The organism is Sphingomonas sp. Leaf67 (assembly GCF_001421965.1).
Lineage (GTDB): Bacteria > Pseudomonadota > Alphaproteobacteria > Sphingomonadales > Sphingomonadaceae > Sphingomonas.
Genome location: NZ_LMLP01000019.1, coordinates 102,884 through 129,078, shown reverse-complemented (window position 1 = coordinate 129,078; position 26,195 = coordinate 102,884). Strand labels below are relative to the sequence as shown.

Here is a 26,195-nt window from a genome sequence, read left to right as displayed (position 1 = left end):
TCATCGGAGGCCTCCGATGAAGGGGGTCGCGACCGATATCGGCACGATCCATTTCGTCGGCATCGGCGGCATCGGCATGTCGGGCATTGCCGAGGTGATGCACAATCTCGGCTATAAGGTGCAGGGATCGGACGTGGCCGAGGGCTATGTCGTCGACGGGCTGCGCGCGCGCGGCATCGACGTGCATATCGGCCACAAGGCAGAGAATGTGGAGGGTGTGGCGGTCGTCGTCACCTCGACCGCGATCAAGCCCGGCAATCCCGAACGCGACCATGCGCTCGCCAAGCGCATCCCGGTGGTGCGCCGCGCGGAAATGCTCGCCGAGTTGATGCGGCTGAAATCGACCGTCGCGGTTGCGGGCACCCATGGCAAGACGACGACGACCTCGCTGATCGCTGCGCTGCTCGATGCCGGCGGCGTCGATCCGACCGTCATCAATGGCGGCATCATCAACAGCTACGGCTCGAACGCTCGGCTGGGTGCCTCCGACTGGATGGTGGTCGAGGCCGATGAGAGCGACGGCAGCTTCCTGCGGCTCGACGGCACGATCGCGGTCGTCACCAACATCGATCCCGAACATCTAGACCATTATGGCAGCTTCGACCGGGCCAAGGACGCCTATGTCGAATTCATTGAAAACGTGCCCTTCTACGGCGCGGCGGTGCTGTGCCTCGATCACCCCGAAGTGCAGGCGCTGATCCCGCGCATCCGCGACCGCCGGATCGTCACCTATGGCTTCTCGGCCCAGTCCGACATTCGCGGGGTCGAGGTGACGGCGGGCCGCGACGGCAACCGCTTCGACTGCGTCGTGCGCGACCGTGACGGCCAGACCCGGACGATCTCGGGCATCCACCTGCCGATGGCCGGCCGCCACAATGTCCAGAACGCGCTGGCGGCGATCGCCGTCGCGGTCGAGCTCGGCCTCGACGATGCGACGATCGCGCAGGGCTTCGCCAAGTTCGGCGGCGTGAAGCGCCGCTTCACCCGCGTCGGCGAAGTGGCGGGCATGACTGTGATCGACGATTACGGCCACCACCCGGTCGAAATCCGCGCCGTCCTGTCGGCTGCGCGCGAAGCGACCGGCGGGCGGGTCATCGCCGTCGTCCAGCCGCACCGCTATTCGCGATTGGGGGCGCTGATGGACGAGTTCGCACAGGCGTTCAACGACGCCGATGCCGTCCATGTCCTGCCCGTCTACGCCGCCGGCGAAACCCCGGTCGACGGCGTCAGCGCCGAGGCACTGGTCGACGGCGTCCGCCTGCGCGGCCACCGTTCGGCACAGGTCGCGGCGGACAAGGACGCGCTCGCCACCGCGCTCGCCGCCGAAGGGCAGGACGGTGATCTGATCGTCTGTCTGGGCGCTGGCGACATCACCAAGATCGCCGCCGGCCTGCCCGCCGCGATCGGCGAGAAACTGGCATGAGCGACTGGTTCTCCACCGCGATCGAGATGCAGCGCGAAATCCTGCGCGCGCAGCAGGCGCAGCTCGACGCCGCCAAGAAGCTGCTCGACACCGCCGAACAGCGCGACGTGACCGAAATCGGCAAGCAGGTCGCCGATGCGCAGGCAGAGGCGTGGACCGCGTGGGCACGGTTCTGGGGCGGCGGCAAATGACCCTGCCGCCGGTCCGTGGCAAACTGACCGCGAACGCACCCCTTGCACCGCTCGTCTGGTTCAAGGCGGGCGGCGCGGCGCAGTGGCTGTTCGAACCGGCCGACACGGATGACCTGTGCGACTTCCTCCGCGCGCTCGACGCATCGGTGCCGGTGATGGGGCTGGGGCTCGGCTCCAACCTGATCGTCCGCGACGGCGGCGTCCCCGGTGTCGTCGTCCGCCTCGGCAAACCCTTCGCCAGGGTCGTCGCCGACGGCCTGACGCTCATCTGCGGCGGCGGGGCGAGTGGCATCCTCGTCTCGTCGACCGCGCGCGACGCAGGCATTGCGGGCGTCGAGTTCCTGCGCTCGATCCCCGGCACGGTCGGCGGGTTCGTGCGGATGAACGGCGGTGCTTACGGCCGCGAGGTGGCGGACGTGCTGGTCGCGGCGCAGGTCGTGACCCGCGAGGGCACACTGACGACGCTCGCCAATGCCGACCTCCACTATCGCTACCGCCACAGCGACCTGCCCGATGGCGCGATCGTCGTCTCCGCCACGTTTCGCGGCGAGCAGGGCGATGCCCAAGCGATCCAGGCCGAAATGGACCGCATCGCCGCCGCGCGCGAGGCATCGCAACCGCTGCGCTCGAAGACCGGCGGATCGACCTTCAAGAACCCCGATGGGCATAAGGCATGGGCGCTGGTCGATGCCGCCGGTTGCCGGGGCCTGATGCGCGGCGATGCGCAGGTGTCGGAAAAGCATTGCAATTTCCTGCTCAACACCGGCAACGCGACCAGTGCCGATATCGAGGCGCTGGGCGAGGACGTCCGCGCAAAGGTGCTTGCCGCCTCGGGCGTCACGCTGGAGTGGGAAATCCAGCGGGTGGGGGTGGCGTGACTAACCTGTCCCTCTCCAACCCCAACCCGTTTGCTTCGAGCGGAGGTTCGAGCGAAGTCGAGAACCGCAGTCGAGAAGGCGTCGTTTGGGGCGACTGGTTCTCGACGGACGCTTCTCGACTTCGCTCGAAGCTGCTCGAACCAAACGGTTTTGTTTTAATCGGATACGACAAGGAACCGACCGCGTGACCGACCCCCTGCACATCGTCGTCCTGATGGGCGGCTGGTCGTCGGAACGCGAAGTCTCGCTGATGTCGGGCGCTGGCGTCGCGACCGCACTCGAATCGCTCGGCCATACGGTCACCCGCATCGACATGGACCGCAACATCGCCGCGCGCCTGACCGAAGCGAAGCCCGACCTCGTCTTCAACGCGCTCCACGGATCGCCCGGCGAAGACGGCACGGTGCAGGGCATGATGGACCTGATGGGCCTGCGCTATACGCATAGTGGCCTTGCCACCTCGGTCATCGCGATCGACAAGGTGCTGACCAAGCACGCGCTCGTCCCCGCCGGCGTGCCGATGCCCGGCGGCCGCATCGTCAAGACCGCCGAACTGCACGAACGCGACCCGCTGCCGCGCCCGTACGTCCTCAAACCCGTCAGCGAAGGCTCCTCGGTCGGCGTCGCCATCGTCACCGACGATAGCAATGTCGGCAACCCGATCGCGGCGGACGCCAAAGGCCCGTGGCAGGAATTCGACGAACTCCTCGCCGAACCCTTCATCCGTGGCCGCGAACTGACGACCGCCGTGTTGGGCGACCGCGCATTGGGCGTCACCGAATTGAAGCCCAAGAGCGGCTTCTACGATTACGACAGCAAATATACCGACGGCCTGACCGAGCATGTCTGCCCCGCCGACGTCCCCGACGATGTCGCGCAGGCGTGCATGGCCTATGCCGTGACCGCCCACCGCGTGCTGGGGTGCAAGGGCGCGTCGCGCACCGATTTCCGCTGGGACGACGAACGCGGCATCGACGGCCTGTTCGTCCTCGAAACCAATACCCAGCCCGGCATGACGCCCTTGAGCCTCGTCCCCGAACAGGCGCGCCATGTCGGCATGAGCTACGAAGCCCTTGTCGGCTGGATCGTGGAAGAGGCGATGCGATGACCCAGACCGGCAAGCGCGTCGTGCAGACCCGCACCGTCAAGCCCAAGCGCCGTGTGCAGCAGAAGCGCCCGGTCCGCGCCTCGGTCCTCGATCAGGCCGTCGCCGCGCTGCCCGGCGGTGCCGCGACCGCGCGCCGCATCGTCGGCTGGAGCCTGACCGCCGGGGCCGGTGCGATCGTGATCGCGCTCGCCAACTGGTTCGGCCTGTTCGGCATGGTCGGCGTGGCCGCTGCCGAGGCGGTCGGGTCGGCCGGCTTCCGCGTCGAACAGATCGAAGTGACCGGCCTCAAGCGCATGGACGCGACCTCGGTCTATGCCGTCGCCCTCGACCAGCGGTCGCGGGCGATGCCGCTGGTCGATCTCGACGCCACGCGGCAGAAGCTGCTCGGCTATGGCTGGATCGCCGATGCCCGCGTTTCCCGCCGCCTGCCCGACACACTGGTCGTCGACGTTGTCGAACGCGATCCGGCGGCGGTATGGCAGAACAAGGGGCAACTGATGCTGATCGACGAGGGCGGCGTGCTGCTCGACGGGGTTCAGCCCAACCGGATGCCGCGCCTGCCGCTGGTGATCGGTGACGGTGCCAATGCGCAGGAACCGGCCTATCGCAAGCTGATGGCCGCCGCGCCCGCGCTGAAACCCGTGGTGAAGGCGGCGATATGGGTCGGCAATCGCCGCTGGGACATATTGTTCCAGACCGGAGAACGCCTGGTCCTGCCCGAAGGCGAGGCCGATTCGGCGAAGGCGCTCATCAAGTTCGCGCAGCTCGACGGTACGCTCGGCCTGCTCGGCAAGGGCTATGATCGGTTCGACCTGCGCGATCCGACCAAGCTGGTCGTGCGGATGAAGCACGCGACGCCGGACGAGGTCGAGGACGACGGGTCGGACAATGCGACGGCGGCGGCACCGCCGACCGACGGCGACTGAACAGGGGGCAGGGCATATGGCGAAAACGGCACCGGAAGGAATCATCACCGCACTCGACATCGGCACGTCGAAAGTATCGGCACTGATCGCGCGCGTCGACGACAGCGGCGAACTGACCGTGCTCGGCACCGGTCAGCGGGAGAGTCGCGGCGTCAAGCGCGGTTATATCGCTGACATGAAAGCGACCGAGACCGCGGTCCGCGAAGCGGTCGAACAGGCCGAACGCATCGCCGGCTTCAATATCGAGGATGTGTGGGTCAGCTTTTCGGCGGGTGGCCTCGTGTCCGATATCGTCAAGCTGGAGGTCGATCTGGGCGGCCACCGCGTCGAACAGTCCGATATCGATGCGCTGCTGAAGGCTGGTCGCAACGCGATCGATCCGGGTCAGCGCATGGTGCTGCATGCGCAGCCGATGCGCTACACGCTCGACGGCCTTGGCGGGGTGCAGGAACCGAAGGGGCTGCACGCTGATCGCCTCGGCGTCGAGATCCACGTCGTCGCCACCGAAGGCTCGCCGGTCCGCAACCTCGACCTGTGCGTCCGCTCGGCGCATCTCGAAACCAAATCGATCGTCGCCGCGCCGGTCGCGACCGGCCTTGCCTGCCTGTCGGAGGAGGAGCGCGAATTGGGCGTCGCACTGGTCGAAATCGGCGCGGGGATTACCAACGTCTCGGTCTTCGCCAATGGCGTGCTGACCGGCCTCGCCTCGATCGCCATGGGGGCCAGCGACATCACCGACGATGTCGCGTCGGCGTTCGGCACCAGTCGGGCACAGGCCGAACGGCTGAAATGCTTCTACGGTTCGGCCAACATGTCCCCGCGCGACAATCACGACATGATCGAGGTCGCGGCGGTGCGCGCGGACGAGGATGCGGAAGGGACGCGCATCACCCGCGCGCAACTCATCACCACCATCCGCCAGCGGCTCGAACGGCTGGTCGGCGAAATCGGCAAGGAGTTGCGCCGACTGAACTTCGACGATCCGGTCGGGCGACAGGTCGTGCTGACCGGCGGCGGTGCCGAACTGAAGGGGATCGCCGATTACGCGCAACAGGCACTCGGTCGCCCGGTCCGTGTTGGTCGGGCGCGCGGGCTGACGGCGTTGCCGGAGGCGCATTCGGGTCCCGGCTTCGCGACGCTGGCCGGTCTGGCCATGTTCGCCGCATCGAACCCGGTCGATTTGCGCGCGTTACAACCCACGCAGCAGATGGTATCGCGTCCCAGCACGGGTGCGCTGTTCCAGCGGCTGATGACCGCATTCCGCACCAACTATTGACTTTTTCTACCCATCGGGCCGCGGGGGACTAGGATCGCCTCGCTGCTTGATGCACAACGGCATGGTAATTGTGCCCGGTGCCGGCCGGGACAGGGAGACCGAGTATGAGCATCGAATTTCTGGCACCCGACGTGGATGAACTGACCCCGCGCATCACCGTGATCGGGGTCGGCGGTGCCGGCGGCAACGCGATCGCGAACATGATCCGTGCCGAGGTGCAGGGGGTCGAGTTCCTCGTCGCCAATACCGACGCGCAGGCGCTGAAACAGTCGTCCGCGCCGCAGCGTATCCAGCTGGGTGCGAAGATCACCCAGGGTCTGGGCGCGGGCAGCCGCCCCGAAATCGGCCGCGCCGCTGCCGAGGAAACCATCGAGGCGGTCCAGAAGAGCCTTGAGGGCGCGCATATGTGCTTCATCGCCGCCGGCATGGGCGGCGGCACCGGCACCGGCGCGGCCCCCGTCATTGCCAAGGCGGCGCGCGAGATGGGCATCCTGACCGTGGGCGTCGTGACCCGTCCGTTCGCGTTCGAGGGCAAGCGTCGCGGCAAGTCGGCCGAGGCCGGCATCGAAGAGCTGCAGAAATATGTCGATACGCTGATCGTCATCCCGAACCAGAACCTGTTCCTGATCGCCAACGCCAACACGACCTTCAAGCAGGCCTTCGAAATGGCCGACGAAGTGTTGCAGCAGGGCGTGCGCGGCATCACCGACCTGATGGTCATGCCCGGCCTTATCAACCTCGACTTCGCCGACGTCCGTTCGGTGATGCAGGAGATGGGCAAGGCGATGATGGGCACCGGCGAGGCCGAAGGTGACAATCGCGCGATCGAGGCGGCGCAGCAGGCGATCGCCAACCCGTTGCTCGACGGCGTATCGCTGAACGGTGCCAAGGGTGTGATCGTGTCGATCACCGGCGGCGACGACATGCGCCTGCTCGAAGTCGATGAAGCCGCGAACCACATTCGCGAACTGGTCGACGAAGACGCCAACATCATCTGGGGTTCAGCGTTCAACAGCGAGCTGGAGGGTAAGATCCGCGTATCGGTCGTCGCGACCGGTATCGAGGACGAAGTCCCGTCGCAGGCACAGCCCGCTCCGGCCCAGCCCGAACCGACCCGCGCCTTCTCGTTCAATGCGCCCCGTCGTCCGGCCACGTCCGCTCCGGTCGCGCCGACCGGTGCCGCTGCCGAGCATCTGCAGGAAGCGCCTGCGCCCGCACCGATGGAACGCTTTCCGCAGGGGGCCAGCCAGCCGTCGGTGTCGGAACGGATCGTGCCGCATTCGACCTACGACGCCCCGCAGCACATGTCTCCGCAAGCACCGGTGCAACCTTCGCACGCCGATGAGGACGAACTGGTGCTCGGTGCCGAAGCCGCCGCACCCGCGCCCGCACCGACCCCGGCGAGCGATTTCAACGCGTCGTCCAGCGAAGGCCGTCGCCGCTGGCTGACCCCCGAAACGCCCGCCGAACCGGCCCCGCGCGAAGAAGCGGCACCGACCCGCAAGCCCGGCGGCACGTTGTTCGAACGCATGGCCAACGCCGGCCGCGCACCCGCGCGCGGCACCGACGATGGCAAGGAACCGCTGGACATCCCGCGCTTCCTCCACCGCCAGAACAACCAGTAAGCAACCCGCCCCGCGACCGGCATCGCGGGGCGACAGTTCCTGAAGTCCCAAATCCTCCCCGCTCCGCGGGGAGGGGGGCCTCCGCATACGGAACCGAAGAAACTTTCCTACACCCCGCAACCCTGTCAGACTCGAAACCGGCACCCGCCGCGCACCCGACTTGCCCGGAAGTACGTCGATACGTGGCACCTTCGTCACCTTCGCCGCCCGTTCGTCGCCACGACCACTCGCTTCGTCGCCGACCGCGCGCAACCACCATAGCCGGTTCAGCCCCGACATGGTGTAGCGGGGTCGCCCATGACCCGATTCCCGATGTTCCGCGCGACGGCCCTGCTGCTCGCCTCCGCCGCCCCGCTGCCCGTGGCGGCCCAGTCCGGCGCGATCGTCCAGTCGGTGACGACTCCCAATGCCGATCGCCTGTCCGAACAGATGCGCATCCTCGGCCGCAGCCCCAACGACGTATCGGCGCTGGTCGAGGCCGGTCGCCTGAGCGGCAAGCTCGGCGACACCGACGCCGCGATGCAGTTCCTGGCCCGCGCCGAAAAGGTCGCGCCCAGCGACCCCCGCATCCGCGCCGCGCGGGGCGTCGCGCTGGTGACGATGGAACGGCCCGGTGAAGCACTCGCGCTATTCAACTCCGCCGAGCGGGCAGGGGTCGCGATGACGCCCTATCTCGCCGAACGCGGCCTCGCCTATGATCTGCTCGGGCGCGGTACGCTGGCGCAGGCCGATTACCGGCAGGCGCTGCGGGCCGGTGAGGATGACGAGATCACCCGCCGCCTCGCGCTGTCGCTGGGGATCGACGGCAATCTGGCCGAGGCGACCCGGGTTCTGAACCCGCTGCTGCTGAAGAACGATCGCGCCGCGTGGCGGGTACGCGCCTTCGTCCTCGCCATGTCCGGCGATGCGACCGGTGCGGACAAAATCACCGCCAGCATGCTACCGGGCTTCGCCAGCAGCCTGTCGCCCTTCTTCCGCCGCCTGCCGCAACTCGCCGGCGCCGACCGCGCGTTCGCGGTGCATTTCGGCCGGCTGGCACCCTCGCCCGAGCGGATCGCCGACGCGCGCCTCGCGCCGCCGCTGCCCGCGCCGGTCCGCACTGCCGCACCGGTCGCCGTCGCCGCCGTGACCCGAGCCACCGTTCCGGCGACCGTCCGCCCGCTGTCGAGCGGCGAACGTCGCCGTCAGGCGCAGGCCGAACAGGCGCGCCGCGTGGCCGAGGTTCAGGCACAGCAACTTGCTCAGGCCCGCGCCGACGAAACCGCGCGCCGCGAATCGCTGGCCCGTGCCAATGCCGAAAAGGCGGCGTTGGTCCAACGCGAACGCGACGCCCAGCAACTCGCCGCGCAACAGGCCGAACAGACGCGTATCGCCGAGGCAACCCGACTGGAAGCGGAACGGGTTGCGGCGCGTCAGGCCGAGGAACGCCGCGTCGCCGCCGCCGCGCTGGCGGAACGCGACCGGCTGGCACAGGCCGCCCGTCCGCCGGTGCAGGTCGCCGCCGCGCCCGTGCCGGTCACCGTCGTCGACCGCCCGCCCGAAACGCCGCCCCCGGCGACGCCGGCCGCTTCGACCGCCGCCACGACGGTCGCCGCCCGGCGCGAAACGAACGACGACGTCCTTGCCCGCATCATCCGCAACCTCGACATTCCGGCCTCCGAACTCGGCGTCGGCCCGCCGCCCGTCGCCACCATCCCGACCAGCGCCGCCGCCTTCGCCGCCGATGCCGCCGCCGCGCGCAAGGCCGCCGAAAAACGCGAAGCCGATGCCCGCGCCGCAGACGTTGCCAAGGCCGCTGCCGCCAGGAAACTGGCGGACACCCGCGCCGCGACCGCCAAAAAGGCTGCCGAGGCGAAGAAGCTCGCCGACCAGAAAAAGGCCGAAGCCGCCGAGGCTGCCAAGCTCGCCGCGGCCAAGCGGGCCGATCCCGAACGCCATTGGGTGCAGATCGCCGGCGGTGCCAACGTCGCCGGCCTGCCCGCCGCGTGGGCGATCATGGCCAACAAGGCCCCTGCGCTGAAAGGGCGACAGGCATGGACCACCTCGCTGCGCGCGACCAACCGCCTGCTGACCGGACCGTTCAAGACCGATGACGAGGCGCAGGCCTTCGTCAACACGCTGCGCAAATCGGGGGTACAGGCCTTCGCCTTCACCAGCGAAGTCGGCCAGAAGGTCGCACGGGTCCCGGTCAAGTGACCGCAAGCTACGCCGCGAATCCGCACGCCCATGGCGGCCGCCTGCACGCCGAACCCGGCGACGCCACGCGTGGCCCGCGCGACGCGTTTCAGCGCGACCGCGACCGCATCATCCATTCGATCAGCTTCCGTCGCCTGCGCCACAAGACGCAGGTGTTCATGGCCCCCGATGGCGATCATTTCCGCGTCCGGCTAACCCACAGCCTCGAAGTCGCGCAGATCGGTCGCGCGGTCGCCCGCACGCTGGGGCTGAACGAGGATCTGACCGAGGCGCTGTGCCTTGCCCATGACATCGGCCATCCCCCGTTCGGTCATGCCGGCGAAGATGCGCTGGAAGCGGCGATGGTCGTGCATGGCGGGTTCGACCATAATGGGCAGACGCTGCGGACGCTGACGTGGCTCGACAGCCCGTATCCGCGCTGGCGGGGGCTGAACCTCACCTGGGATACGCTGGAGGGGTTGGCCAAGCATAACGGCCCGATCCCGACGCCGGGATGGGCGCTGGCACAGGCGGATGCGGCGCACGCCCTGCGGCTGAACGAATGGCCGTCGCTGGAGGCGCAGGTCGCTGCGATCGCCGACGATATCGCCTATGACAATCACGACATCGACGATGGCCTGCGCGCCGGGCTGCTGACGCTCGACCAGTTGCTTGAGGTTCCGTTCGTCGCCGCCGGATGGGATGCGGTGCGCAACCGCTTCCCCGATGTGCCGCCCGAACGACTGGTCGGCGAACTGACCCGGTCGCAGATCGGTTCGATGGTCAACGACCTGATCGCCGAGACCAACCGTCGGGTCGCGACGGCAGGCGTCGAGACCGTTGCCGATGTGCGCGCCGCCGGCCAGTGCCTCGCCCATTTCTCGCCCGAAATAGCCGAACAGGAGCGGGTGCTCAAACGCTTCATGTACGCCAATCTGTATCACCACCCGCGCCAGCTCGCGGCGGCGGAGATGGCGGGGCAGGTCGTCGCCGGGCTGTTCAGCGCCTATCATGCCGATCCGCACGCGATGCACGATGGCTGGCGCACGACCCTGCCCGAAGGCGAGCCCGATCGCAGCCGCCACATCGCCGATTACATCGCCGGCATGACCGACCGTTTCGCCGTCCGCTGCTATCGCGAGGTCGTCGGCCCGATCGACCTGCCCGAAGGGTTCTGAGAGCCCGTTTGGAAACTCGCGAAAGGGCGAGTTTCAAGGCGGTACCGGCCCGCTCCCCCACCCGGCCACCCACAGGGTACGCTTAATGGGTGGCCGGGTGGGGGAGCGGGCCGGTACCGCAAAACGCGCAGCCGCGCGTTTTCAAACACACGCTGACCGCATAGCAGCTTTTGCCTAAGCCGGTCCTTTCCGCTAAGCGGCGCGGTTCCACCAACCGACCGGAACCGCCATGACGCTGTACCCCCGTTTCTTCGCCCATCTCGACCGCGCGCTCGACACGCTCGTGGCACGTGGCGACCTGCCGGCGGGGCTGGAGCGACGGGCGATCACGGTCGAGCCGCCACGCGATACCAGCCATGGCGACCTGTCGACCAACGCGGCGATGGTCCTTGCCAAGCCAGCGAAGACCAACCCGCGCGCGCTGGCCGAATTGCTGGTCGCCGAACTGGCGGGCCTGCCCGAAGTGGCCGCCGCGTCGGTCGCCGGGCCGGGCTTCATCAACCTCACGCTGACCGAAGCGACGTGGCGCGCCGAACTTGCCGCCATCGCCGAAGCGGGCGACGCCTATGGCCGGTCGCAGGCGGGGGCGGGGACGGTCGTGAACATCGAATATGTCTCGGCCAATCCGACCGGGCCGATGCACATGGGCCATTGCCGTGGCGCGGTCGTCGGCGATGCGCTGGCCAGCCTGCTCGAATGGAACGGCGCGCGCGTCGTCCGCGAATATTATGTCAACGACGCCGGCGGGCAGGTCGCCGTCCTCGCCCGTTCGGCGCATCTGCGCTATCGCGAGGCGCTGGGCGAAACCGTGACCATTCCCGAGGGTCTGTATCCCGGCGACTATCTGGTCCCGGTGGGGCAGGCGCTGGCTGCCGAATTCGGCGACCGGTATGTGAACGCGCCGGAGGAGGAGTGGCTGGTGCTGTTCCGGACCCGTGCCGTCGCGGCGATGCTGGACATGATCCGCGCCGATCTGAAGCTGCTCGGCATCGAACATGACGTTTTCTCGTCCGAAGCCGAGTTGCAGGCGGCGAAAAAGCCCGAAGCCGCCGAGGCATGGCTGCGGACACGCGACCTCGTCTATGACGGCGTCCTCGAAGCGCCCAAGGGCGAGACGCCCGAGGACTGGGAGCCGGTCGAACTGCCGCTGTTCCGCTCGACTAAGTTCGGCGACGATCAGGATCGTCCGATCAAGAAGTCGGACGGCAGCTGGACCTATTTCGGGGCCGACCTCGCCTATCATTTCCAGAAGGCGGAGGGCGTCGACCAGCTGATCGACATCTGGGGCGCGGACCATGCCGGCACCGTCAAGCGAATCGTCGCGGCGGTGCAGGCGCTGACCGGAGGCAAGACGCGCTTCGACGTGAAGCTGGTGCAGATGGTGCGGCTGCTGCGCGGCGGTGAGCCGGTCAAGATGTCGAAACGCGCCGGCAACTTCGTGACGCTCGCCGATGTCGTGAGCGAAGTCGGCAAGGACGTCGTCCGCTTCACCATGCTCACGCGCAAGGCCGATGCGCAGATGGATTTCGACTTCGCCAAGGTGGTCGAGGCGTCGAAGGACAATCCGGTCTTCTACGTCCAATATGCCCATGCCCGCGTCCATTCGCTGGCCCGGCGTGCCGCCGAGGCGGGGATTGCCGTGGTCGACGATGCCGACCTGTCCCGTCTCGACACGGTCGAGCTGGCGCTGGTGAAGCGCGCGGCGCAGTTTCCGCGCATGGTCGAAAGCGCGGCCGCCGTGCGGGAACCGCATCGCATCGCATTCTACCTGTATGACTTGGCTGCGGAATTCCACGCGGCGTGGAATTTGGGCAATGACGACCCGTCGCGCCGCTATCTTCAGCCCGATGATGTGGCACTGACGCAGGCACGGCTTTTCCTTGCGCGCGCGATCGGGCAGATTATCCGCAACGGCCTCGCCATCATGGGGGTCGAGGCGGTTGAGGAGATGAAATAATGGCGGATTCGATCGCATCGCGCGATCCCGACCACGAACGCCTGCCGTGGCTCGAAAGCGCCGATCCGGAACCGGACGCGCCGCGCCCGGTCTGGCGGACGGTATTGCTGGTGCTGATCGGGCTGCTGATGGTCGCCGCCATCGTTTTTGCCCTGTTGCGGCAACGCGATGCGCCGACCGCCAGCGGCACCGGCGACCTGATCGCCGCGCCGAACGAGCCGTACAAGACGCGTGCGGAAGGCAGCGACGGCATGCAGGTGACCGGCGACAGCGACACCGCCATCGCGACCAGCGAAGGGGCGACCGGCGGCAATGCCTCGGTCAATCTCAACGCAGTCCCCGAGGCACCGGTGCAGGGCAGCGCCGCCGCCCCGGCCAATACCCCGGCGAACAGCGGCACCGGCCGTGTCGCCACGGCCGTACCCACCACCACCCAGCGGCTGGAGGCACGCGCCCCGGCGGTTGCGGCACCCGCGCCGGTGGCGGCGGGGGCGGGTGGTTCGGTGGTACAGCTGGGGTCGTTCCCCAGCGAAGCGGTCGCCAACACCGCCTGGAACCAGCTGTCGCGCCGCTTCGCCTATCTCGCTCCGCTGGGCAAATCGGTGCAGGTCGCCGAGGTAAAGGGCAAGACCGTCCATCGCCTGCGGGTGAATGCCGGCAGCGCCAATCAGGCATCGGACCTGTGCGGCAAGCTGAAACTGGCCGGGGAGAATTGCTTCATCGCCCGGTGACATACGCCGGTTGTCGCGCCGGGCCGCCTGCGGTAGCCCGGCCCGTATGAAGCCCGTGATCTTTGGCCTGTCCGGCCCGACGCTGACCGCCGACGAAGCCGCGCTGTTCCGCGAAGCCGATCCGCTCGGTTATATCCTGTTCGGCCGCAATTGCGTCGATCGCGAACAGATGCGCGCGCTGACCGATGCGTTGCGCGACCTGTCGGGGCGGGCCGATCTGCCGATCCTGATCGATCAGGAGGGCGGTCGCGTCGCGCGGATGCGGCCGCCCGAATGGCCCGCCTTTCCGGCCCCTGCCGCGTTCGCCGCGCTCTACGACCGCGCGCCGTCCTCGGCGATTGCGGCGGCCAGGGCAAATGGGCAGGCGATCGGCGCGATGCTGGCGGAGGTCGGCGTAACCGTCGATGCGCTGCCGCTGCTCGACGTGGCCCAACCCGACATGACCGGGGCGATCGGCGACCGCAGCTATGGTGCCGATTCGATGCAGGTCGCCGCCCTTGGTCGCGCCACGCTGGACGGGCTCGCGTCGGCCGGGGTGATCGGCATTGTCAAGCATATGCCGGGTCATGGCCGGGCACGGGTCGACAGCCATCTCGAACTGCCCCGCGTCGATGCATCGGACGCTGACCTGGCGATCGACCTGCAACCATTCCGCACGCTGGCACACGCGCCGATGGCGATGACTGCGCATGTCGTGTTTTCTGCGTGGGACGCCGGCCGTCCGGCGACACTGTCACCGACCGTTATACAGCGGATCATCCGCGATCGGATCGGGTTCGACGGCCTGCTGATGACCGACGACATCGATATGAAGGCGTTGTCGGGAACACCGGCGGACAAGGCGTCGGCAGCGATCGCCGCCGGCTGCGACGTGGTGCTCGATTGCTGGGCGCGCATGGACGAGATGGTGGCGATCGCCGACCGCCTCGACAGCATCGCCGCCGGTTCGCGGGCGCGGCTCGACCGCGCGATGGCCGGTGCCGGGAAGACGACCGATATACCGTTCGCCGATCTCATCGCGACCCGCGACCAACTGCTCGCGCTCGCCTGACGCTGCTGCGTCGCGCGGATAGGATCACCGCTATGGAAGCCGACGCGTCGACACTGACGATTGAACTCGACGGATGGGAAGGGCCGCTCGACCTGTTGCTGGCGCTCGCCCGGACGCAGAAGGTCGACCTGCGGCGCATCTCGATCCTCGCGCTGGTCGAGCAATATCTGCGCTGGATCGATCGGGCGGCGGCGGTGCGGCTGGAACTGGCCGCCGACTGGCTCGTGATGGCGGCATGGCTGGCCTATCTCAAATCGGCACTGCTGCTGCCGCGCGAGCCGGAGATGGACCCGGACCCAGAGGAGCTGGCACTGCGCCTGCAACTGCGGCTCGAACGGCTCGATGCGATGCGGGAGGCCGGGGCACGGCTGCTGGCGCGCGACCGGATCGGCCGCGACGTGTTCATGCGCGGCGATCCCGAAGGGCTGCATGTCGTGCGCAAGGCGCGCTGGGATGCCAGCCTGTACGACCTGATCGGTGCCTATGGCCGGGTCAGCGCACGGACCCGGCCGGTGCTGCATGTCGTACGGCACCGGCCCGTCATGACGCTGGAGGTCGCGATCGAACGGGTGCAGGCGATGCTCGGCACCCGGATCGACTGGACCGCGATCGGCACGTTCCTGCCCCGCGACGCCGACGAACGCTTTCGTCGCTCGGCGCTGGCCTCGACCTTTCTCGCGGCGCTCGAACTGGCGCGGCAGGGCAGGGTGGCGATCCGGCAGGACGCGCCGTTCGGCCCGATCGACATCCGGCGGATCGCATGACCGATCCGTTCGTCCGGGCGGTGGAAGCGGTGCTGTTCGCCAGCGAGACGCCGCTGACCGCCGGCATGATCGCCGCCTATGTCGGCGACGGCAATGTCCGGGCGGCGCTCGCCGCGATCCAGGCCGACCATGCCGGGCGGGGGTTCGGACTGGTCCGGCGCGGCGAGCATTGGCATTTCGAGACCGCCCCCGACCTCGCCCATTTCCTGCGCCGCGACCGGGACGAATCGCGCAGGCTGTCGCGTGCGGCGATCGAGACTCTGGCGATCATCGCCTATCACGAGCCGGCGACCCGCGCGGACATCGAATCGATCCGCGGCGTACAGATTTCGAAGGGGACGATCGACGTGCTGCTCGCCGCCGGCTGGATCCGGCCGGCGGGACGGCGCGAGGTACCCGGACGACCGCTGACCTATGCCACGACCCCCGCCTTTCTCGACCATTTCGGCCTCGACAGCCGGCGCGACCTGCCCGGGATCGACGACCTGCGCGCCGCCGGTTTACTCGAACCAATCGACGATGCCTTCGCAACCATGCTGGAAAGCGGCGACGATAGCGACTAAGTGAAGCGCACGATCCGTTTCGCTTGGAGTGTGGACGATGGGTGGTCTTAGTATTTGGCACTGGCTTATCGTCGGCGTCCTGGTCCTGTTGCTGTTCGGCAAGGGGCGTTTTTCCGACATGATGGGCGATGTGGCGAAGGGGCTGAAAAGCTTCAAAAAGGGGATGGCCGAGGACGACGACGTACCGCCGCCGCCCGTTCGTCCGCGCGAACGGCTGGAACAGCGTCCCGGCGATGATCGATATGATCACGATCCCGCCCCGCGCGATCCGGTGCAGCGCGATCCGATCGTGCGCGACACCGACCGTCCGCACGGCGACCGCTGATCCATTGCCAACCGGCGGGCCGGTGGTCCGCCTGAAGTCGAGCACCGATGTTCAATATCGATTCTTCCGAATTGCTGCTCGTCGGGCTCGTCGCGTTGCTCGTCATCGGCCCGAAGGACTTGCCCAAAGCGATGCGCTTTGTAGGCCATTGGGTCGGCAAGGCGCGTGGCGTGGCGCGGCAGTTCCGATCGGGGTTCGATACGATGGTCCGCGAGGCCGAACTGGCCGAAATGGAAAAGAAATGGGCGGAAGAGAACGCCCGGATCATGCGCGAGCATCCGACCTCGGATGCTGCCGTCCATCCGGCCGGCGCGCCGTCGCCGCCACCGCCGGTCCATGACCCGGTGCAGCCGGTCGATCATGCAGCGCCGGTCATGGTGGAGCGTCCCGAACTGCGCGAGGGTCCGGCCGACCAACCGCCCGCTGCCGACGGCAAGGCTGCGTCATGAACGATATCGACAATAGTCAGGCGCCCCTGCTCGATCACCTGATCGAGCTTCGCCGTCGCCTGCTCTACTCGGTGATCGCCGTTGCGCTGTGTTTCGGCCTTTGCTTCTATTTCTCCGAACAGATCCTGTCGTTCCTCGTCCAGCCATTGCTGGCGGCCGGACAGAAGAAAGTCATCTTCACGCAGATTTTCGAAGCCTTCTTCGTTCAGATCAAGGTTGCGTTCTTTGCCGCGATGATGCTGGCTTTTCCGGTGATCGCCAACCAGCTGTGGCAGTTCGTCGCGCCGGGGCTGTATCGGAACGAAAAGAAGGCGCTGTTCCCGTTCTTGCTCGCCACGCCGGTGCTGTTCATCGCTGGCGCGGCGCTCGCCTATTACGCGACGATCCCGGTCGCGTTGCATTTCCTGCTCGGCTATCAGGGCAATCTGGGCGGCGTGCAGCAGGAAGCGTTGCCGTCGGTCGAAAACTATCTGTCGTTCGTGATGCAGTTCCTGTTCGCATTCGGTCTGGCGTTCCTGTTGCCGGTCCTGTTGATGCTGCTGGAACTGGCCGGCATCGTTACCCGCAAGCAACTGGTCGGCGCGCGGCGCTACGCGATCGTCGCGGCCTTCGCCATCGCCGCCGTTGCGACGCCGCCTGATATTGGGTCGCAGGTCCTGCTCGCAGTGCCGCTCATCCTGCTCTACGAACTGGCGCTGATCGCGATCTGGTTCACCGAGAAACGTCGGGCGAAGCGCGATCCCGACGCTGACACCGACGAAGAGGTCGCCTGAAGGTCTACAAGGTGCCGTGACGACCCACACCGCGGCCGCTCGTGCCGGTCACATCCGCCACATGCCGTAACAGCGCGCTGCGGGCGCGCGGTGCGGCCGGAGCGTAGGACTGGGGTCTTCGCGGAGCATCTTGTCCGGTGCAGCGATCACCGCCCACGCCGGGAGCCACCTCTACACATTTGTCCCTGCCGCCAGCGCCGGGCCGATCGGCAAGGTTTGCAGTGCCGTCGGTCGTTGTGAACCGGGTAACGCGCATAGAAAAGGGGCGGTTCGGATGACACCCGAACCACCCCCCCAACCTTGGTCCGTTCGAAGAACTTACTTCGAATCCTTCGCCGCGCCGGTGACGGCATCGCCTGCTGAAGAAACGTCACGACCGACACCTTCGACGGTGTTGCACGCGCTGATGGCGAGGGCGCCGGCAACCACGGCCAGGCTAAAAAACTTTCGCATAAGGACCTCCGATGGACAGGCAGCTTGAGCCGCTCCACACGAGAATGTCTAACCCGCCGGTTCGTTCCGGTTCAGCAACTGCTCCGTGCAGCTGACAAAAAACAACCCGCCAGCATTCGCCGACGGGCTGTTCAACTCGAAATTGGAATTCGGGCCCGGCGGTGTTACCGGGGGGGGGAGGGTTCACACCAACCGGGCCCTGTTCTTGGATAGCGAGAGCGGGGGGGCATAAATTCGCTATCCGAGGGTGATAACGGGATGCCCGATGCTTGGTTCCGACCGATCCGCTTCTTTTTTTGAAAGTGTCGGCCCGTGGCGATCAGGCGGGGAACTCGCCGCAACGCTTCGTCTGCCACAGTCCCTTGCGCCAGCACTTCTTGTTCTCGAACTGGTAGAGCCGCACCGGACGCACATAATAGGGGATGGCGCGCGTGAACTGCTGATCGCCGTACGCGACCAGTGAGTTGCGCAGCTTGCGCATCCGCATCTCGGCGAACTCGCCAAGATACCCACGCGGCACGAAGATCGCTTCCTGTCCGATTTCGTTTGCCGCCTGACAGAAGCCGAGCTGCGCCGAAACCGTCGAGAAGCTCGAATAGACTCGGGTGCCGAATTGATCGAGCGCGGTCTGGCCGGCCTTGGTCGATCCGGCGGTGCGGATGAAATATTTGCTGAGCGCGTCGTAGCTCTGCTTCAGTTCGTCGGTATGATCGAACAGCATCGCATTGTAATTGTGCAGCGTCAGCAGCGTTGGTTCGAACTGGCATTGCAGCGCCGCGACGTTCAGTCCCGATCGCAGGTTCCATAGCACCGCCGCGCGCAGTTCGGCGGGAGTCGCGCCGGGCAGCGCCTGCGTGGCGACGCCGGTTTCCTCGCCGGTAACGCGCGGGCCGTCCATATCGACGGGCTTCAGATAAAACTGTGCCGACGCGGGGGTTGCCGCGACGGTCAGGGCGGCGACAGCGGCCAGAACCAGAGTACGCACTACGCTCATCTCTTTCTTTCACGGCGCATCGGCGCCTTGGGCGAGCGCGATGGTTAGGCAGTTTTGCCCAGCGACCCAAGCCCGATTTTACAATCGCCGCCACGTTTCGCCGCACGACCGCGTAACGATCGTCGCGCTATCCGATCGCGCAACGAAAAAGGGCCGCCCGGTCGCCCGGACGGCCCCTTCGCCAGAATAGCCGAAACGGCTGATTACATGGCGTTGGTCATGCCGGCTTCGTTCGACATCATCATGCTGTCGTTGGACATCATGCTGTCGTTCGACATCATCATGGTGTCGTTGCCCATGGCGCCGTCAACGGCGGTCATGTTGTCCGACATCGTCCCGTCCATCATATCGGTCGAGTTCAGGTCGGTGACGGTCGCGTTATCGGCGGTGGTTTCGGTGTTACCGCCGCAAGCCGACAGCGCCAGCGCTGCACCGGCAACGATCGAACCGGTCAGAATCTTCGAAAATGCACGCATGGTAAGCTCCCTAAGCTGTGGAGTAGGCGGCGTTCTTAGCCGTTCATACCCAATCCGCTCTGGACGATAGTCGAACCGCCCGTCCCCCTCAAGCCTAGTTTTGTGCACCAGCGTACAAGGCGTCGAGGAAGACGGGAAAACCGTCTGCCAACGCCCGATCAAAATCACTCGCATCGATCGGTCTGCCAAGGGCTTGCGCGCTCGTAACCGGATATTCGGCGATGCCGCAGGGTACAATCCCACCAAAATGTGTCAGATCCGGGGCGAGGTTGACGGAAAATCCGTGCAGCGTGGCCCATCGCCGCACCCGAACGCCGATCGCGCCGATCTTGGCTTCGGTCCCGCCATCGCTGGTCCAGATGCCGATCCGATCGGGCACGGCATAGGCATGAATGCCGAATTCACCGAGCGCGCCGATGACCCATGACTCGACGGCATGAACGAACCGCCGGACGTCGCGCCCGCGCCGGGTCAGATCGAGCATCAGATACCCGACCCGCTGCCCCGGCCCGTGATAGGTATAGCGACCGCCGCGTCCCGCCGCATGGACCGGGAACCGGGTATCGAGCAGCTCGGCGGGGTCGGCGCTGGTGCCGGCGGTGTAGAGCGGCGGATGTTCAAGCAGCCACACCAGTTCATCCGCAGTGCGATCCGCGATCGCGGTCGCGCGTGCCTCCATTTGCGCCAGCGCCGCAGGATATTCGATGCGACCGGGCGAGCGGCGCCATTCGATCTGCTGTTCGGTTGCGATGGATGGGATGAAGGAGTGGGTAGCCATTTTCATTCGGGAAGAGGAGGGGTAGAGCGAGGTCCATCGATCAAATGGGGAGCGAGCGCAACGATGGTAAGTGTCGGAACAGTGTGGGACCGGGCGGTCGATTTCGTCCGCGAACATCTTGGCACCGTGATGCCGGTACTGATCGTGACCCAGTTCGCTGCTCCGGCGATCAGCGGTAGCCTGGCCGGGGTGCGGGCCGACGCGACCGGCGGTACCGCCGCCGGCCTCGGGCTGTTGTCGGTTGCGACCACGCTGATCTCGCTCTGGGGAGCGCTGTATCTGATCGGCTTTGCCGCGCAGCCGAGCGGGCGTGAGGATCGCCATGCGGCGATGACCATCGCCACCACCCGGTTCGTGCCGCTCGTGGGGCTCAGTGTCGTCGTACTGGTCGCGCTTGGCATCCTTGCGCTGCCGGGCATCCTGCTGGCGGTGGCCAGCGGGTTCGATTTCATGGCGATCGCCAACGGCACGTCGCTACAGCCGTCCGAATTCGGCAAGCTCGGCTCGGCGCTGCTCTATTTCCTCGTCTTTGCGCTGTTCGTCCTGTGGCTGTCGGCACGGTTGCTGCCGATCAACGCCGTCGTGGCGATGGAGCGGCGGGGGCTGGGCGCGTTCGGTCGGGCGTTCGCGCTGACGCGGGGGATGACGTGGAAGCTGATCGGCCTCATCATCTTGTACGCCATTGTCGCGGGGATCGCCGTATCGGCGGCACAGTTCGTGTTCGGTTCGGTCGTTGCGCTGATCGCCGGCGATACCGGCGGCCTGTCGATCGCGGCCATCGCCGGCGCGGTCGCCGTTGCCGCGGTCAGTTCGGTGCTGGCGCTGTTCCAGTCGGCGTTCATCGGCAAGCTGTATCGCGCCGTCGTCGGCGAGCAGGACGATCTGGCCGTCTTCGCATGAGGCTGGATGTCGCTGCGGCGGTACGTGAAGCGGTTTCGATCTGGCGGCGGGATCGCGACGTCATCGTGGCGGTCGCGGGCATATTCTTCTTCTTGCCCAATCTGATGCTGTCGCTGCTGCTGACGATGGACAGCGCGCCGGTGTCCGCCGATCCGGCAACGGCCGACAACGGTGCGCTCGTCGCGGCGTTGCAGGCGCAACTGATCGAGAATGCGCCGTGGCTGGCGGTGCAGGCATTGGCCGAGCTGATCGGCATCGCGGTGCTGCTGGCGCTGCTGCTCGATCCCGCGCGGCCGACGGTGGGCGCGGCGTTGCGCAGCGTCTTCCGTCGTCTGCCGGTGCTGGTCGTCGCGATGCTGCTGGTCAACGCGGCGAAGCTCGGCGGATTGCTGTTGCTGGTGCTGCCCGCACTGTACGTGATCGGCCGCGTGTTCGTGGTCATGCCGGTGCTGCTGGCCGAGCCGCAGCGGCGCTTCGGCGATGCGATGAGCCGGGCGCTCGCGCTGACCCGTGGCCATGTGCTGCAGTTGCTGTCGCTGTCGGCGCTGCTGTATTTCGGCGGGCAACTGATTGCGTTGCTGCTGACCAGCACCGCCAGTGCGGTATCGCGCAGCGGCGGCAATCCGGTGACCATGGCGATGCTCGCGACCGCCATCGCCTTTGTCGGGGCAGCGATGTCGACCGCCTTCGCGCTGGTCCGGGCGACCGTCTATCGACGGTTGGCGAGCAAAGGATAATGCGGCGCGCTGTCGGCGGGAAGGATGCCGATGGCACGCGGATCGGCGAAGGTCTCGATCGTCCGCTGGTACGGCACGAACCCCGAGCGCCGATAGAAGGCGAGCGCGCCGGGATGGTCGAGCGTGCAGGTATGGACCCAGACCCGGCGCACGTCCCTGCGCCAGGCCAGCGCCAGCGCCTGCGCCATCAGCCACCGTCCATGGCCCTGTCCCGTCAGTTCGGGGATCAGCCCGACATAGGATAGTTCACACTCGCCCGCCTTCCGGTCGTCGAGTTCGAGCATCCCGACCTCGATCCCCGCGCGGTCGACCACCGCCCAGATGCGGACCGCATCGCCGCGAAGGATCGCGGCCAGCGTTTCGTCCGCCATCACCAGACGCGAAAACCACAGCCATGGCTGGCCGATCCGGCGGAAGAGCGCGCGATAGCGATCGATTCCCGGCTTGTCCCAGCGCACCAGTTGCAGCGGCGACGCCGGTAGCGGGGCCGGACGCGGCCGTTCGAGCATTTCGAGCGAGGTGACGATCGTCGCCACCTCGTCCGGCTTGACCGGGATCAGCGCCACTCCGTCAGCTCCACGTCGCCAGCGGCGGCAGGCTCATCAGGATCGCATCGATATTGCCGCCGGTCTTCAGCCCGAACAGCGTCCCCCGGTCATAGACCAGATTGAACTCGGCATAGCGCCCACGCCATTCGAGCTGGCGTGCGCGATCCGCATCGTCGAACGGCATCCTCATCCGCCGCCGGACCAGTTGCGGATAGATCGACAGGAATGCTTCCCCGACATCGCGGGTGAAGGCGAAATCGTCGTCCCAGTCGTTCGACAGATGGTCATAAAAGATGCCGCCGACACCCCGGTGCACCCCGCGATGGGGGATGTAGAAATAGTCGTCGGCCCATTGCCGGAACCGTGGATAATGCGCCGGATCATGGGCGTCGCAGGCGGTCTGCATCGCCGCGTGGAAGTCGGCGGTATCCTGCGGATAGGGGATGGGTGGATTGAGGTCCGCGCCGCCGCCGAACCAGCGCTTGGTGGTCACCAGAAACCGGCAGTTCATATGGACGGCCGGGACATGCGGATTGGCCATGTGTGCGACGAGGCTGATACCCGTCGCGAAGAACCGCGGATCGTCGGCGGCCCCGTGGATCGACTTGGCGAACTCGCCTTCGAATGTGCCGCCGACCGTTGAGACGTTCACCCCGACCTTTTCGAACACCTCGCCCTTCATCACCCCGCGAACGCCGCCGCCGCCGGGTTCGCCCGACGGATCGGTGCGGTCCCAGCGGGTATAGTCGAAGGTCGCGTCGGACCCGCCCTCGCGCTCGATCGCTTCGAACGACGCACAGATACGGTCACGCAGCGATTCGAACCAGGTACGGGCGGACTGTTGCTGGGGGTCGAGCGGTTGCATGACCATCGCTTTGCCGGGCGAGGCGGGCAGGGGCAAGAGGACGGAAGATATCTACCGGATGTACCCGGCAAGGGAACCGGTGTCATAATCAAGAGATATGCCACTGATAGCCGTGTTTGTGACAACGGAATGTCCGCATGTCGAACAGGATAATCACATTACGGAACGACAAGGCGCGTAGGTTCCTTTAGCCGCCAAGGTTCGATCCGACGCAAATCCGCCATTCCTGCCTCGTAAAAACCGGTCGACGGGACGGTTCAGGGGGGGTAGGACAGTAGCAACGAAATCGAACCGCCGGACCCTTTGGCAGCGAGCGTCTGCTGATACCGGTTACCTGATGGAGAGACTCATGTTCGACCGCACCTATTACGCAACGCATCCCGATATGATGGAATGCGTTTCGAACGAGGAACTGCGCGACCGGTATCTGATCGAGGGCCTGTTCCGCGAAGGCGAATGCGTCCTGAACTATACCCATGCCGACCGGTTCGTGATCGGTGGCGTCGCGGTGGGCGATGCGCCGGTGAAGCTGCCCGCGCAGACCGAACCGAAATCGGCCGCCGGGCATCCGTTTCTCGAACGGCGCGAAATGGCCGTGGTCAATGTCGGCGAGGCCGAAGGCACCCTGACCGTCGATGGCGAGACGTTCACGCTCGGCAACAAGGACTGCGTCTATGTCACCATGGGCGCCACCGACGTCGAATTCGGCGGCACGGGCGCGCGTTTCTATATCGCGTCCTGCCCGGCGCATAAGGGCTTCACCACCCGCAAGCTCGGCATCGCCGACGCCAATGCGCTCGACCGTGGCAGCCTCGAGGAATCGAACGAACGTACCATCTATCAGCTGGTCATTCCGGGCGTATGCGATTCGGCGCAGCTGGTCATGGGGCTGACGGTGCTGAAGCCCGGCAGCGTGTGGAACACCATGCCCCCGCACATCCATGAGCGTCGCAGCGAGATCTATTTCTACTTCGAACTGCCGACCGACAACGACAAGGTGTTCCATTACATGGGCGAGGGCGAAGCGATGCGCCACATCGTCATGGGCAATGAGGAAGCGGTCATCTCGCCGCCGTGGTCGGTGCATATGGGGTCGGGCACGCGCGCCTATGCCTTTATCTGGGCGATGGCGGGCGAGAACCAGGACTATACCGACATGAACGTGCTCGACATCTGTCAGCTGGCGTGATCCGCGGCGGCCCTCGCGCAGGCGGGGCCGACGCCGTCATCGCAGCTATGCAGAAGATTGCCTCCCCGCCGCGGCGGGGCCAGGAGGAATTGCCATGAATCCCTTCGATCTTTCGGGCCGGGTCGCGGCCGTCACCGGTGCCAATACCGGCATCGGACAGGCCATCGCGCTGGCGCTCGCCGCTGCTGGCGCCGATGTCGCGCTGATCGGTCGCACCCCGGCCACCGACACCGCCGAACGGGCGCAGGCGATGGGTCGCCGCGCGGAAATCGTCTCCGCCGACCTGTCGACCATCGCACCGGTCGACGGGGTCGTGTCGCAGGTCGTCGACACGCTGGGCGGGCTCGATATTCTGGTCAACAATGCCGGGATCATCCGCCGCGCCGACAGCCTCGACTTCACCGAAGCCGATTGGGACGCGGTGATCGACACCAACCTGAAATCGGTGTTCTTCCTCTGCCAGTCGGCCGGCCGCCACATGATTGCGCAGGGGCAGGGCAAGATCATCAACATCGCGTCGATGCTGACCTTTCAAGGCGGTGTCCGCGTGCCGAGCTATACCGCATCGAAATCCGGGATCGGCGGCCTGACCAAGCTGCTGGCGAACGAATGGGCGGCAAAGGGCGTGAACGTCAACGCGATCGCGCCGGGCTATATCGCCACCAACAATACCGCCGCGTTGCAGGCCGACGAAACCCGCAACCGCCAGATTGTCGAACGGATACCGGCCGGACGCTGGGGTGCGGCCGACGATCTGGGCGGTGCGGCGGTCTTTCTCGCCTCGTCCGCGTCGGACTATGTCAACGGCCATGTCCTTGCGGTCGATGGGGGATGGCTGGCGCGATGATCCTTTGCTTCGGCGAATTGCTGCTGCGGCTGACCGCGCCGGGCCGCGAGCTGTTGATGCAGAGCGGCCGGTTCGATGTGAATGTCGGCGGGGCGGAGGCGAATGTCGCGGTCGGTCTCGCCAATCTTGGTCATGCCAGCGCCTGCGCCAGCGCGGTACCCGACAGCCCGCTGGGACGGGGAGCCGTGTCGGCGCTCCGCGCGCAGGGCGTCGATTGTTCGCGGGTCGTGACCCGTGACGGACGTATGGGCCTGTATTTCCTCAGCGTCGGGGCGGGGCTGCGCGCGTCGGACATTGTCTATGATCGCGCCGGCTCCAGCTTTGCGACTGCACCGGCCGACAGCTGGGACTGGGACCGGCTGCTCGACGGCTGCACCCGGCTGCACTTGTCGGGGATTACCCCGGCTTTGGGGCGGGAAAGCGCAAACGCCGCGATCGCAGCCGCCGAAGCCGCGCGCGCGAGGGGGCTGACGATCTCGTTCGACGGCAATTACCGTGCCCGCCTGTGGGAAGCATGGGACAGCGACCCGCGCAGCGTGCTGACCCGGCTGGTCGGCCTTGCCGATCTGTTGTTCGGGAACCACCGCGACGTGTCGCTGCTGCTCGGACAGGATTTCTCGGGCGATGGCGAAGATCGTCGGCGCGAAGCTGCGCAAGCGGCGTTCGCGGCGTTCCCGAACCTCAAACACATCGCCTCGACGGCGCGCCATGTCATCGATGCCGACCATCACCGGCTGTCGGCACGGATCGATATGCCGGGCGGTTCGGTGCAGACCCCGGAAGTCTCGATTTCCGGCATCGTCGACCGGATCGGCGGCGGCGATGCCTTTGCCAGCGGCGTGCTGCACGGTCTGATGTCGGGTGAAAGCGAGGACGTGGCAGCGCGCTGGGGCCTTGCGGTCGCGGCGCTGAAGCATTCGTTGCCCGGCGATTTTAGCCTGTTTCATCAATCCGATATCGATGCGTTTCTTGCCGGCGGGCTGGACGTCCGCCGCTGATCCGATCATAGGATGTG

At 66.7% G+C, this 26,195-nt stretch carries 29 protein-coding genes; 23 read left to right on the top strand and 6 right to left on the bottom strand.

What is annotated here, in order from left to right; translation table 11 throughout:
* Positions 1–16: 16 nt before the first annotated feature.
* From murC to tatC, 18 genes are all read left to right on the top strand, one after another.
* Positions 17–1,423 (top strand): UDP-N-acetylmuramate--L-alanine ligase, encoded by a 1,407-nt coding sequence (gene murC / locus ASE90_RS10100; RefSeq protein ID WP_055999644.1) that lies wholly within the window; start codon positions 17–19, stop codon positions 1,421–1,423.
* Positions 1,420–1,614 carry a hypothetical protein gene (locus tag ASE90_RS10095; protein WP_055999641.1) on the top strand — a complete coding sequence of 65 codons (195 nt, stop codon included), beginning with the start codon at positions 1,420–1,422 and terminating at the stop codon, positions 1,612–1,614. Before murC ends, ASE90_RS10095 begins: the two co-directional genes overlap by 4 nt.
* A complete protein-coding gene (murB, locus tag ASE90_RS10090; protein ID WP_156361527.1) occupies positions 1,611–2,492 on the top strand; it encodes a UDP-N-acetylmuramate dehydrogenase in 882 nt (293 codons plus the stop codon). The genes ASE90_RS10095 and murB overlap by 4 nt, the downstream gene beginning before the upstream one ends.
* The gene (locus tag ASE90_RS20135) at positions 2,489–2,680 is read left to right on the top strand and encodes a hypothetical protein (protein WP_162235076.1); all 192 of its coding nucleotides are present in this window, start codon (positions 2,489–2,491) and stop codon (positions 2,678–2,680) included. Before murB ends, ASE90_RS20135 begins: the two co-directional genes overlap by 4 nt.
* Entirely contained in the window at positions 2,677–3,600 is a 924-nt protein-coding gene (locus ASE90_RS10085) for a D-alanine--D-alanine ligase (RefSeq protein WP_200910855.1), read from the top strand. The genes ASE90_RS20135 and ASE90_RS10085 overlap by 4 nt, the downstream gene beginning before the upstream one ends.
* A complete protein-coding gene (locus ASE90_RS10080) occupies positions 3,597–4,526 on the top strand; it encodes a cell division protein FtsQ/DivIB (RefSeq protein WP_055999638.1) in 930 nt (309 codons plus the stop codon). Before ASE90_RS10085 ends, ASE90_RS10080 begins: the two co-directional genes overlap by 4 nt.
* A gap of 16 nt (positions 4,527–4,542) precedes the next feature.
* Positions 4,543–5,802: a cell division protein FtsA gene (gene ftsA, locus ASE90_RS10075; protein WP_055999635.1), complete on the top strand. Its 1,260-nt coding sequence runs from the start codon at positions 4,543–4,545 to the stop codon at positions 5,800–5,802.
* A gap of 104 nt (positions 5,803–5,906) precedes the next feature.
* Positions 5,907–7,427 (top strand): cell division protein FtsZ, encoded by a 1,521-nt coding sequence (gene ftsZ / locus ASE90_RS10070; protein WP_055999632.1) that lies wholly within the window; start codon positions 5,907–5,909, stop codon positions 7,425–7,427.
* A gap of 297 nt (positions 7,428–7,724) precedes the next feature.
* Positions 7,725–9,623, top strand: coding sequence for an SPOR domain-containing protein (locus ASE90_RS10065; RefSeq protein WP_235531745.1), 1,899 nt, complete (start codon positions 7,725–7,727; stop codon positions 9,621–9,623).
* Positions 9,620–10,780, top strand: coding sequence for a deoxyguanosinetriphosphate triphosphohydrolase (locus tag ASE90_RS10060; RefSeq protein WP_055999626.1), 1,161 nt, complete (start codon positions 9,620–9,622; stop codon positions 10,778–10,780). Before ASE90_RS10065 ends, ASE90_RS10060 begins: the two co-directional genes overlap by 4 nt.
* 229 nt (positions 10,781–11,009) lie before the next feature.
* On the top strand, positions 11,010–12,737 hold the full coding sequence (argS, locus tag ASE90_RS10055) for an arginine--tRNA ligase (RefSeq protein WP_055999624.1): 1,728 nt from the start codon (positions 11,010–11,012) through the stop codon (positions 12,735–12,737).
* Positions 12,737–13,468 carry an SPOR domain-containing protein gene (locus ASE90_RS10050; protein ID WP_055999622.1) on the top strand — a complete coding sequence of 244 codons (732 nt, stop codon included), beginning with the start codon at positions 12,737–12,739 and terminating at the stop codon, positions 13,466–13,468. The genes argS and ASE90_RS10050 overlap by 1 nt, the downstream gene beginning before the upstream one ends.
* Positions 13,469–13,514: 46 nt before the next feature.
* Positions 13,515–14,519 carry a beta-N-acetylhexosaminidase gene (nagZ, locus tag ASE90_RS10045; RefSeq protein ID WP_055999620.1) on the top strand — a complete coding sequence of 335 codons (1,005 nt, stop codon included), beginning with the start codon at positions 13,515–13,517 and terminating at the stop codon, positions 14,517–14,519.
* A gap of 32 nt (positions 14,520–14,551) precedes the next feature.
* A complete protein-coding gene (locus ASE90_RS10040) occupies positions 14,552–15,283 on the top strand; it encodes a segregation and condensation protein A (protein WP_055999617.1) in 732 nt (243 codons plus the stop codon).
* Positions 15,280–15,846 carry an SMC-Scp complex subunit ScpB gene (gene scpB, locus ASE90_RS10035; protein WP_055999614.1) on the top strand — a complete coding sequence of 189 codons (567 nt, stop codon included), beginning with the start codon at positions 15,280–15,282 and terminating at the stop codon, positions 15,844–15,846. Before ASE90_RS10040 ends, scpB begins: the two co-directional genes overlap by 4 nt.
* A 37-nt stretch (positions 15,847–15,883) precedes the next feature.
* Entirely contained in the window at positions 15,884–16,171 is a 288-nt protein-coding gene (locus ASE90_RS19690) for a twin-arginine translocase TatA/TatE family subunit (protein WP_082439102.1), read from the top strand.
* Positions 16,172–16,218: 47 nt separating this feature from the next.
* Complete coding sequence (gene tatB / locus ASE90_RS10025) at positions 16,219–16,620, top strand: Sec-independent protein translocase protein TatB (RefSeq protein ID WP_055999611.1); 402 nt, start codon at positions 16,219–16,221, stop codon at positions 16,618–16,620.
* Positions 16,617–17,393: a twin-arginine translocase subunit TatC gene (tatC, locus tag ASE90_RS10020; RefSeq protein WP_055999608.1), complete on the top strand. Its 777-nt coding sequence runs from the start codon at positions 16,617–16,619 to the stop codon at positions 17,391–17,393. Before tatB ends, tatC begins: the two co-directional genes overlap by 4 nt.
* Positions 17,394–17,711: 318 nt before the next feature.
* On the opposite strand, the gene ASE90_RS10015 is transcribed toward tatC, so the two are convergent.
* The 4 genes from ASE90_RS10015 to lipB form a co-directional block, all read right to left on the bottom strand.
* Complete coding sequence (locus tag ASE90_RS10015) at positions 17,712–17,846, bottom strand: entericidin A/B family lipoprotein (RefSeq protein ID WP_055999605.1); 135 nt, start codon at positions 17,844–17,846, stop codon at positions 17,712–17,714.
* A gap of 319 nt (positions 17,847–18,165) precedes the next feature.
* Positions 18,166–18,840, bottom strand: a complete 675-nt coding sequence (locus ASE90_RS10010) for a hypothetical protein (protein ID WP_055999602.1) — start codon at positions 18,838–18,840, stop codon at positions 18,166–18,168.
* Positions 18,841–19,043: 203 nt separating this feature from the next.
* The gene (locus ASE90_RS10005; protein WP_055999599.1) at positions 19,044–19,316 is read right to left on the bottom strand and encodes a hypothetical protein; all 273 of its coding nucleotides are present in this window, start codon (positions 19,314–19,316) and stop codon (positions 19,044–19,046) included.
* A gap of 94 nt (positions 19,317–19,410) precedes the next feature.
* Positions 19,411–20,094 (bottom strand): lipoyl(octanoyl) transferase LipB, encoded by a 684-nt coding sequence (lipB, locus tag ASE90_RS10000; protein WP_056000153.1) that lies wholly within the window; start codon positions 20,092–20,094, stop codon positions 19,411–19,413.
* 129 nt (positions 20,095–20,223) lie between these two features.
* On the opposite strand from lipB, the gene ASE90_RS09995 reads away from it, so the two are divergent.
* Both ASE90_RS09995 and ASE90_RS09990 read left to right on the top strand, forming a co-directional pair.
* Positions 20,224–20,994 (top strand): hypothetical protein, encoded by a 771-nt coding sequence (locus ASE90_RS09995; RefSeq protein ID WP_156361526.1) that lies wholly within the window; start codon positions 20,224–20,226, stop codon positions 20,992–20,994.
* Complete coding sequence (locus ASE90_RS09990; protein ID WP_055999593.1) at positions 20,991–21,731, top strand: hypothetical protein; 741 nt, start codon at positions 20,991–20,993, stop codon at positions 21,729–21,731. The genes ASE90_RS09995 and ASE90_RS09990 overlap by 4 nt, the downstream gene beginning before the upstream one ends.
* Here ASE90_RS09990 and ASE90_RS09985 read toward each other — a convergent pair.
* Positions 21,704–22,297: a GNAT family N-acetyltransferase gene (locus ASE90_RS09985; RefSeq protein ID WP_200910854.1), complete on the bottom strand. Its 594-nt coding sequence runs from the start codon at positions 22,295–22,297 to the stop codon at positions 21,704–21,706. The genes ASE90_RS09990 and ASE90_RS09985 overlap by 28 nt on opposite strands.
* A gap of 4 nt (positions 22,298–22,301) precedes the next feature.
* Positions 22,302–23,144 carry an oxygen-dependent coproporphyrinogen oxidase gene (hemF, locus tag ASE90_RS09980; RefSeq protein WP_055999590.1) on the bottom strand — a complete coding sequence of 281 codons (843 nt, stop codon included), beginning with the start codon at positions 23,142–23,144 and terminating at the stop codon, positions 22,302–22,304.
* Between the two features lie 349 nt (positions 23,145–23,493).
* Between hemF and kduI the strand changes: the two genes are divergently transcribed.
* From kduI to ASE90_RS09965, 3 genes are all read left to right on the top strand, one after another.
* A complete protein-coding gene (gene kduI, locus ASE90_RS09975; RefSeq protein WP_055999588.1) occupies positions 23,494–24,333 on the top strand; it encodes a 5-dehydro-4-deoxy-D-glucuronate isomerase in 840 nt (279 codons plus the stop codon).
* 94 nt (positions 24,334–24,427) lie between these two features.
* Complete coding sequence (gene kduD / locus ASE90_RS09970; protein ID WP_055999585.1) at positions 24,428–25,180, top strand: 2-dehydro-3-deoxy-D-gluconate 5-dehydrogenase KduD; 753 nt, start codon at positions 24,428–24,430, stop codon at positions 25,178–25,180.
* Positions 25,177–26,178, top strand: coding sequence for a sugar kinase (locus ASE90_RS09965; protein ID WP_056000147.1), 1,002 nt, complete (start codon positions 25,177–25,179; stop codon positions 26,176–26,178). The genes kduD and ASE90_RS09965 overlap by 4 nt, the downstream gene beginning before the upstream one ends.
* The last annotated feature ends 17 nt before the right edge of the window (positions 26,179–26,195 follow it).

Bases quoted from the DNA above. Each gene is read 5' to 3' on its own strand.
- murC (WP_055999644.1), top strand. From the start codon at position 17: ATGAAGGGGGTCGCGACCGATATCGGCACGATCCATTTCGTCGGCATC.
- ASE90_RS10095 (WP_055999641.1), top strand. From the start codon at position 1,420: ATGAGCGACTGGTTCTCCACCGCGATCGAGATGCAGCGCGAAATCCTG.
- murB (WP_156361527.1), top strand. From the start codon at position 1,611: ATGACCCTGCCGCCGGTCCGTGGCAAACTGACCGCGAACGCACCCCTT.
- ASE90_RS10080 (WP_055999638.1), top strand. From the start codon at position 3,597: ATGACCCAGACCGGCAAGCGCGTCGTGCAGACCCGCACCGTCAAGCCC.
- ftsA (WP_055999635.1), top strand. From the start codon at position 4,543: ATGGCGAAAACGGCACCGGAAGGAATCATCACCGCACTCGACATCGGC.
- ftsZ (WP_055999632.1), top strand. From the start codon at position 5,907: ATGAGCATCGAATTTCTGGCACCCGACGTGGATGAACTGACCCCGCGC.
- ASE90_RS10065 (WP_235531745.1), top strand. From the start codon at position 7,725: ATGACCCGATTCCCGATGTTCCGCGCGACGGCCCTGCTGCTCGCCTCC.
- argS (WP_055999624.1), top strand. From the start codon at position 11,010: ATGACGCTGTACCCCCGTTTCTTCGCCCATCTCGACCGCGCGCTCGAC.
- ASE90_RS10050 (WP_055999622.1), top strand. From the start codon at position 12,737: ATGGCGGATTCGATCGCATCGCGCGATCCCGACCACGAACGCCTGCCG.
- nagZ (WP_055999620.1), top strand. From the start codon at position 13,515: ATGAAGCCCGTGATCTTTGGCCTGTCCGGCCCGACGCTGACCGCCGAC.
- ASE90_RS10040 (WP_055999617.1), top strand. From the start codon at position 14,552: ATGGAAGCCGACGCGTCGACACTGACGATTGAACTCGACGGATGGGAA.
- scpB (WP_055999614.1), top strand. From the start codon at position 15,280: ATGACCGATCCGTTCGTCCGGGCGGTGGAAGCGGTGCTGTTCGCCAGC.
- ASE90_RS19690 (WP_082439102.1), top strand. From the start codon at position 15,884: ATGGGTGGTCTTAGTATTTGGCACTGGCTTATCGTCGGCGTCCTGGTC.
- tatB (WP_055999611.1), top strand. From the start codon at position 16,219: ATGTTCAATATCGATTCTTCCGAATTGCTGCTCGTCGGGCTCGTCGCG.
- tatC (WP_055999608.1), top strand. From the start codon at position 16,617: ATGAACGATATCGACAATAGTCAGGCGCCCCTGCTCGATCACCTGATC.
- ASE90_RS10015 (WP_055999605.1), bottom strand. From the start codon at position 17,846: ATGCGAAAGTTTTTTAGCCTGGCCGTGGTTGCCGGCGCCCTCGCCATC.
- ASE90_RS10010 (WP_055999602.1), bottom strand. From the start codon at position 18,840: ATGAGCGTAGTGCGTACTCTGGTTCTGGCCGCTGTCGCCGCCCTGACC.
- ASE90_RS10005 (WP_055999599.1), bottom strand. From the start codon at position 19,316: ATGCGTGCATTTTCGAAGATTCTGACCGGTTCGATCGTTGCCGGTGCA.
- lipB (WP_056000153.1), bottom strand. From the start codon at position 20,094: ATGGCTACCCACTCCTTCATCCCATCCATCGCAACCGAACAGCAGATC.
- ASE90_RS09995 (WP_156361526.1), top strand. From the start codon at position 20,224: ATGCCGGTACTGATCGTGACCCAGTTCGCTGCTCCGGCGATCAGCGGT.
- ASE90_RS09990 (WP_055999593.1), top strand. From the start codon at position 20,991: ATGAGGCTGGATGTCGCTGCGGCGGTACGTGAAGCGGTTTCGATCTGG.
- hemF (WP_055999590.1), bottom strand. From the start codon at position 23,144: ATGCAACCGCTCGACCCCCAGCAACAGTCCGCCCGTACCTGGTTCGAA.
- kduI (WP_055999588.1), top strand. From the start codon at position 23,494: ATGTTCGACCGCACCTATTACGCAACGCATCCCGATATGATGGAATGC.
- kduD (WP_055999585.1), top strand. From the start codon at position 24,428: ATGAATCCCTTCGATCTTTCGGGCCGGGTCGCGGCCGTCACCGGTGCC.
- ASE90_RS09965 (WP_056000147.1), top strand. From the start codon at position 25,177: ATGATCCTTTGCTTCGGCGAATTGCTGCTGCGGCTGACCGCGCCGGGC.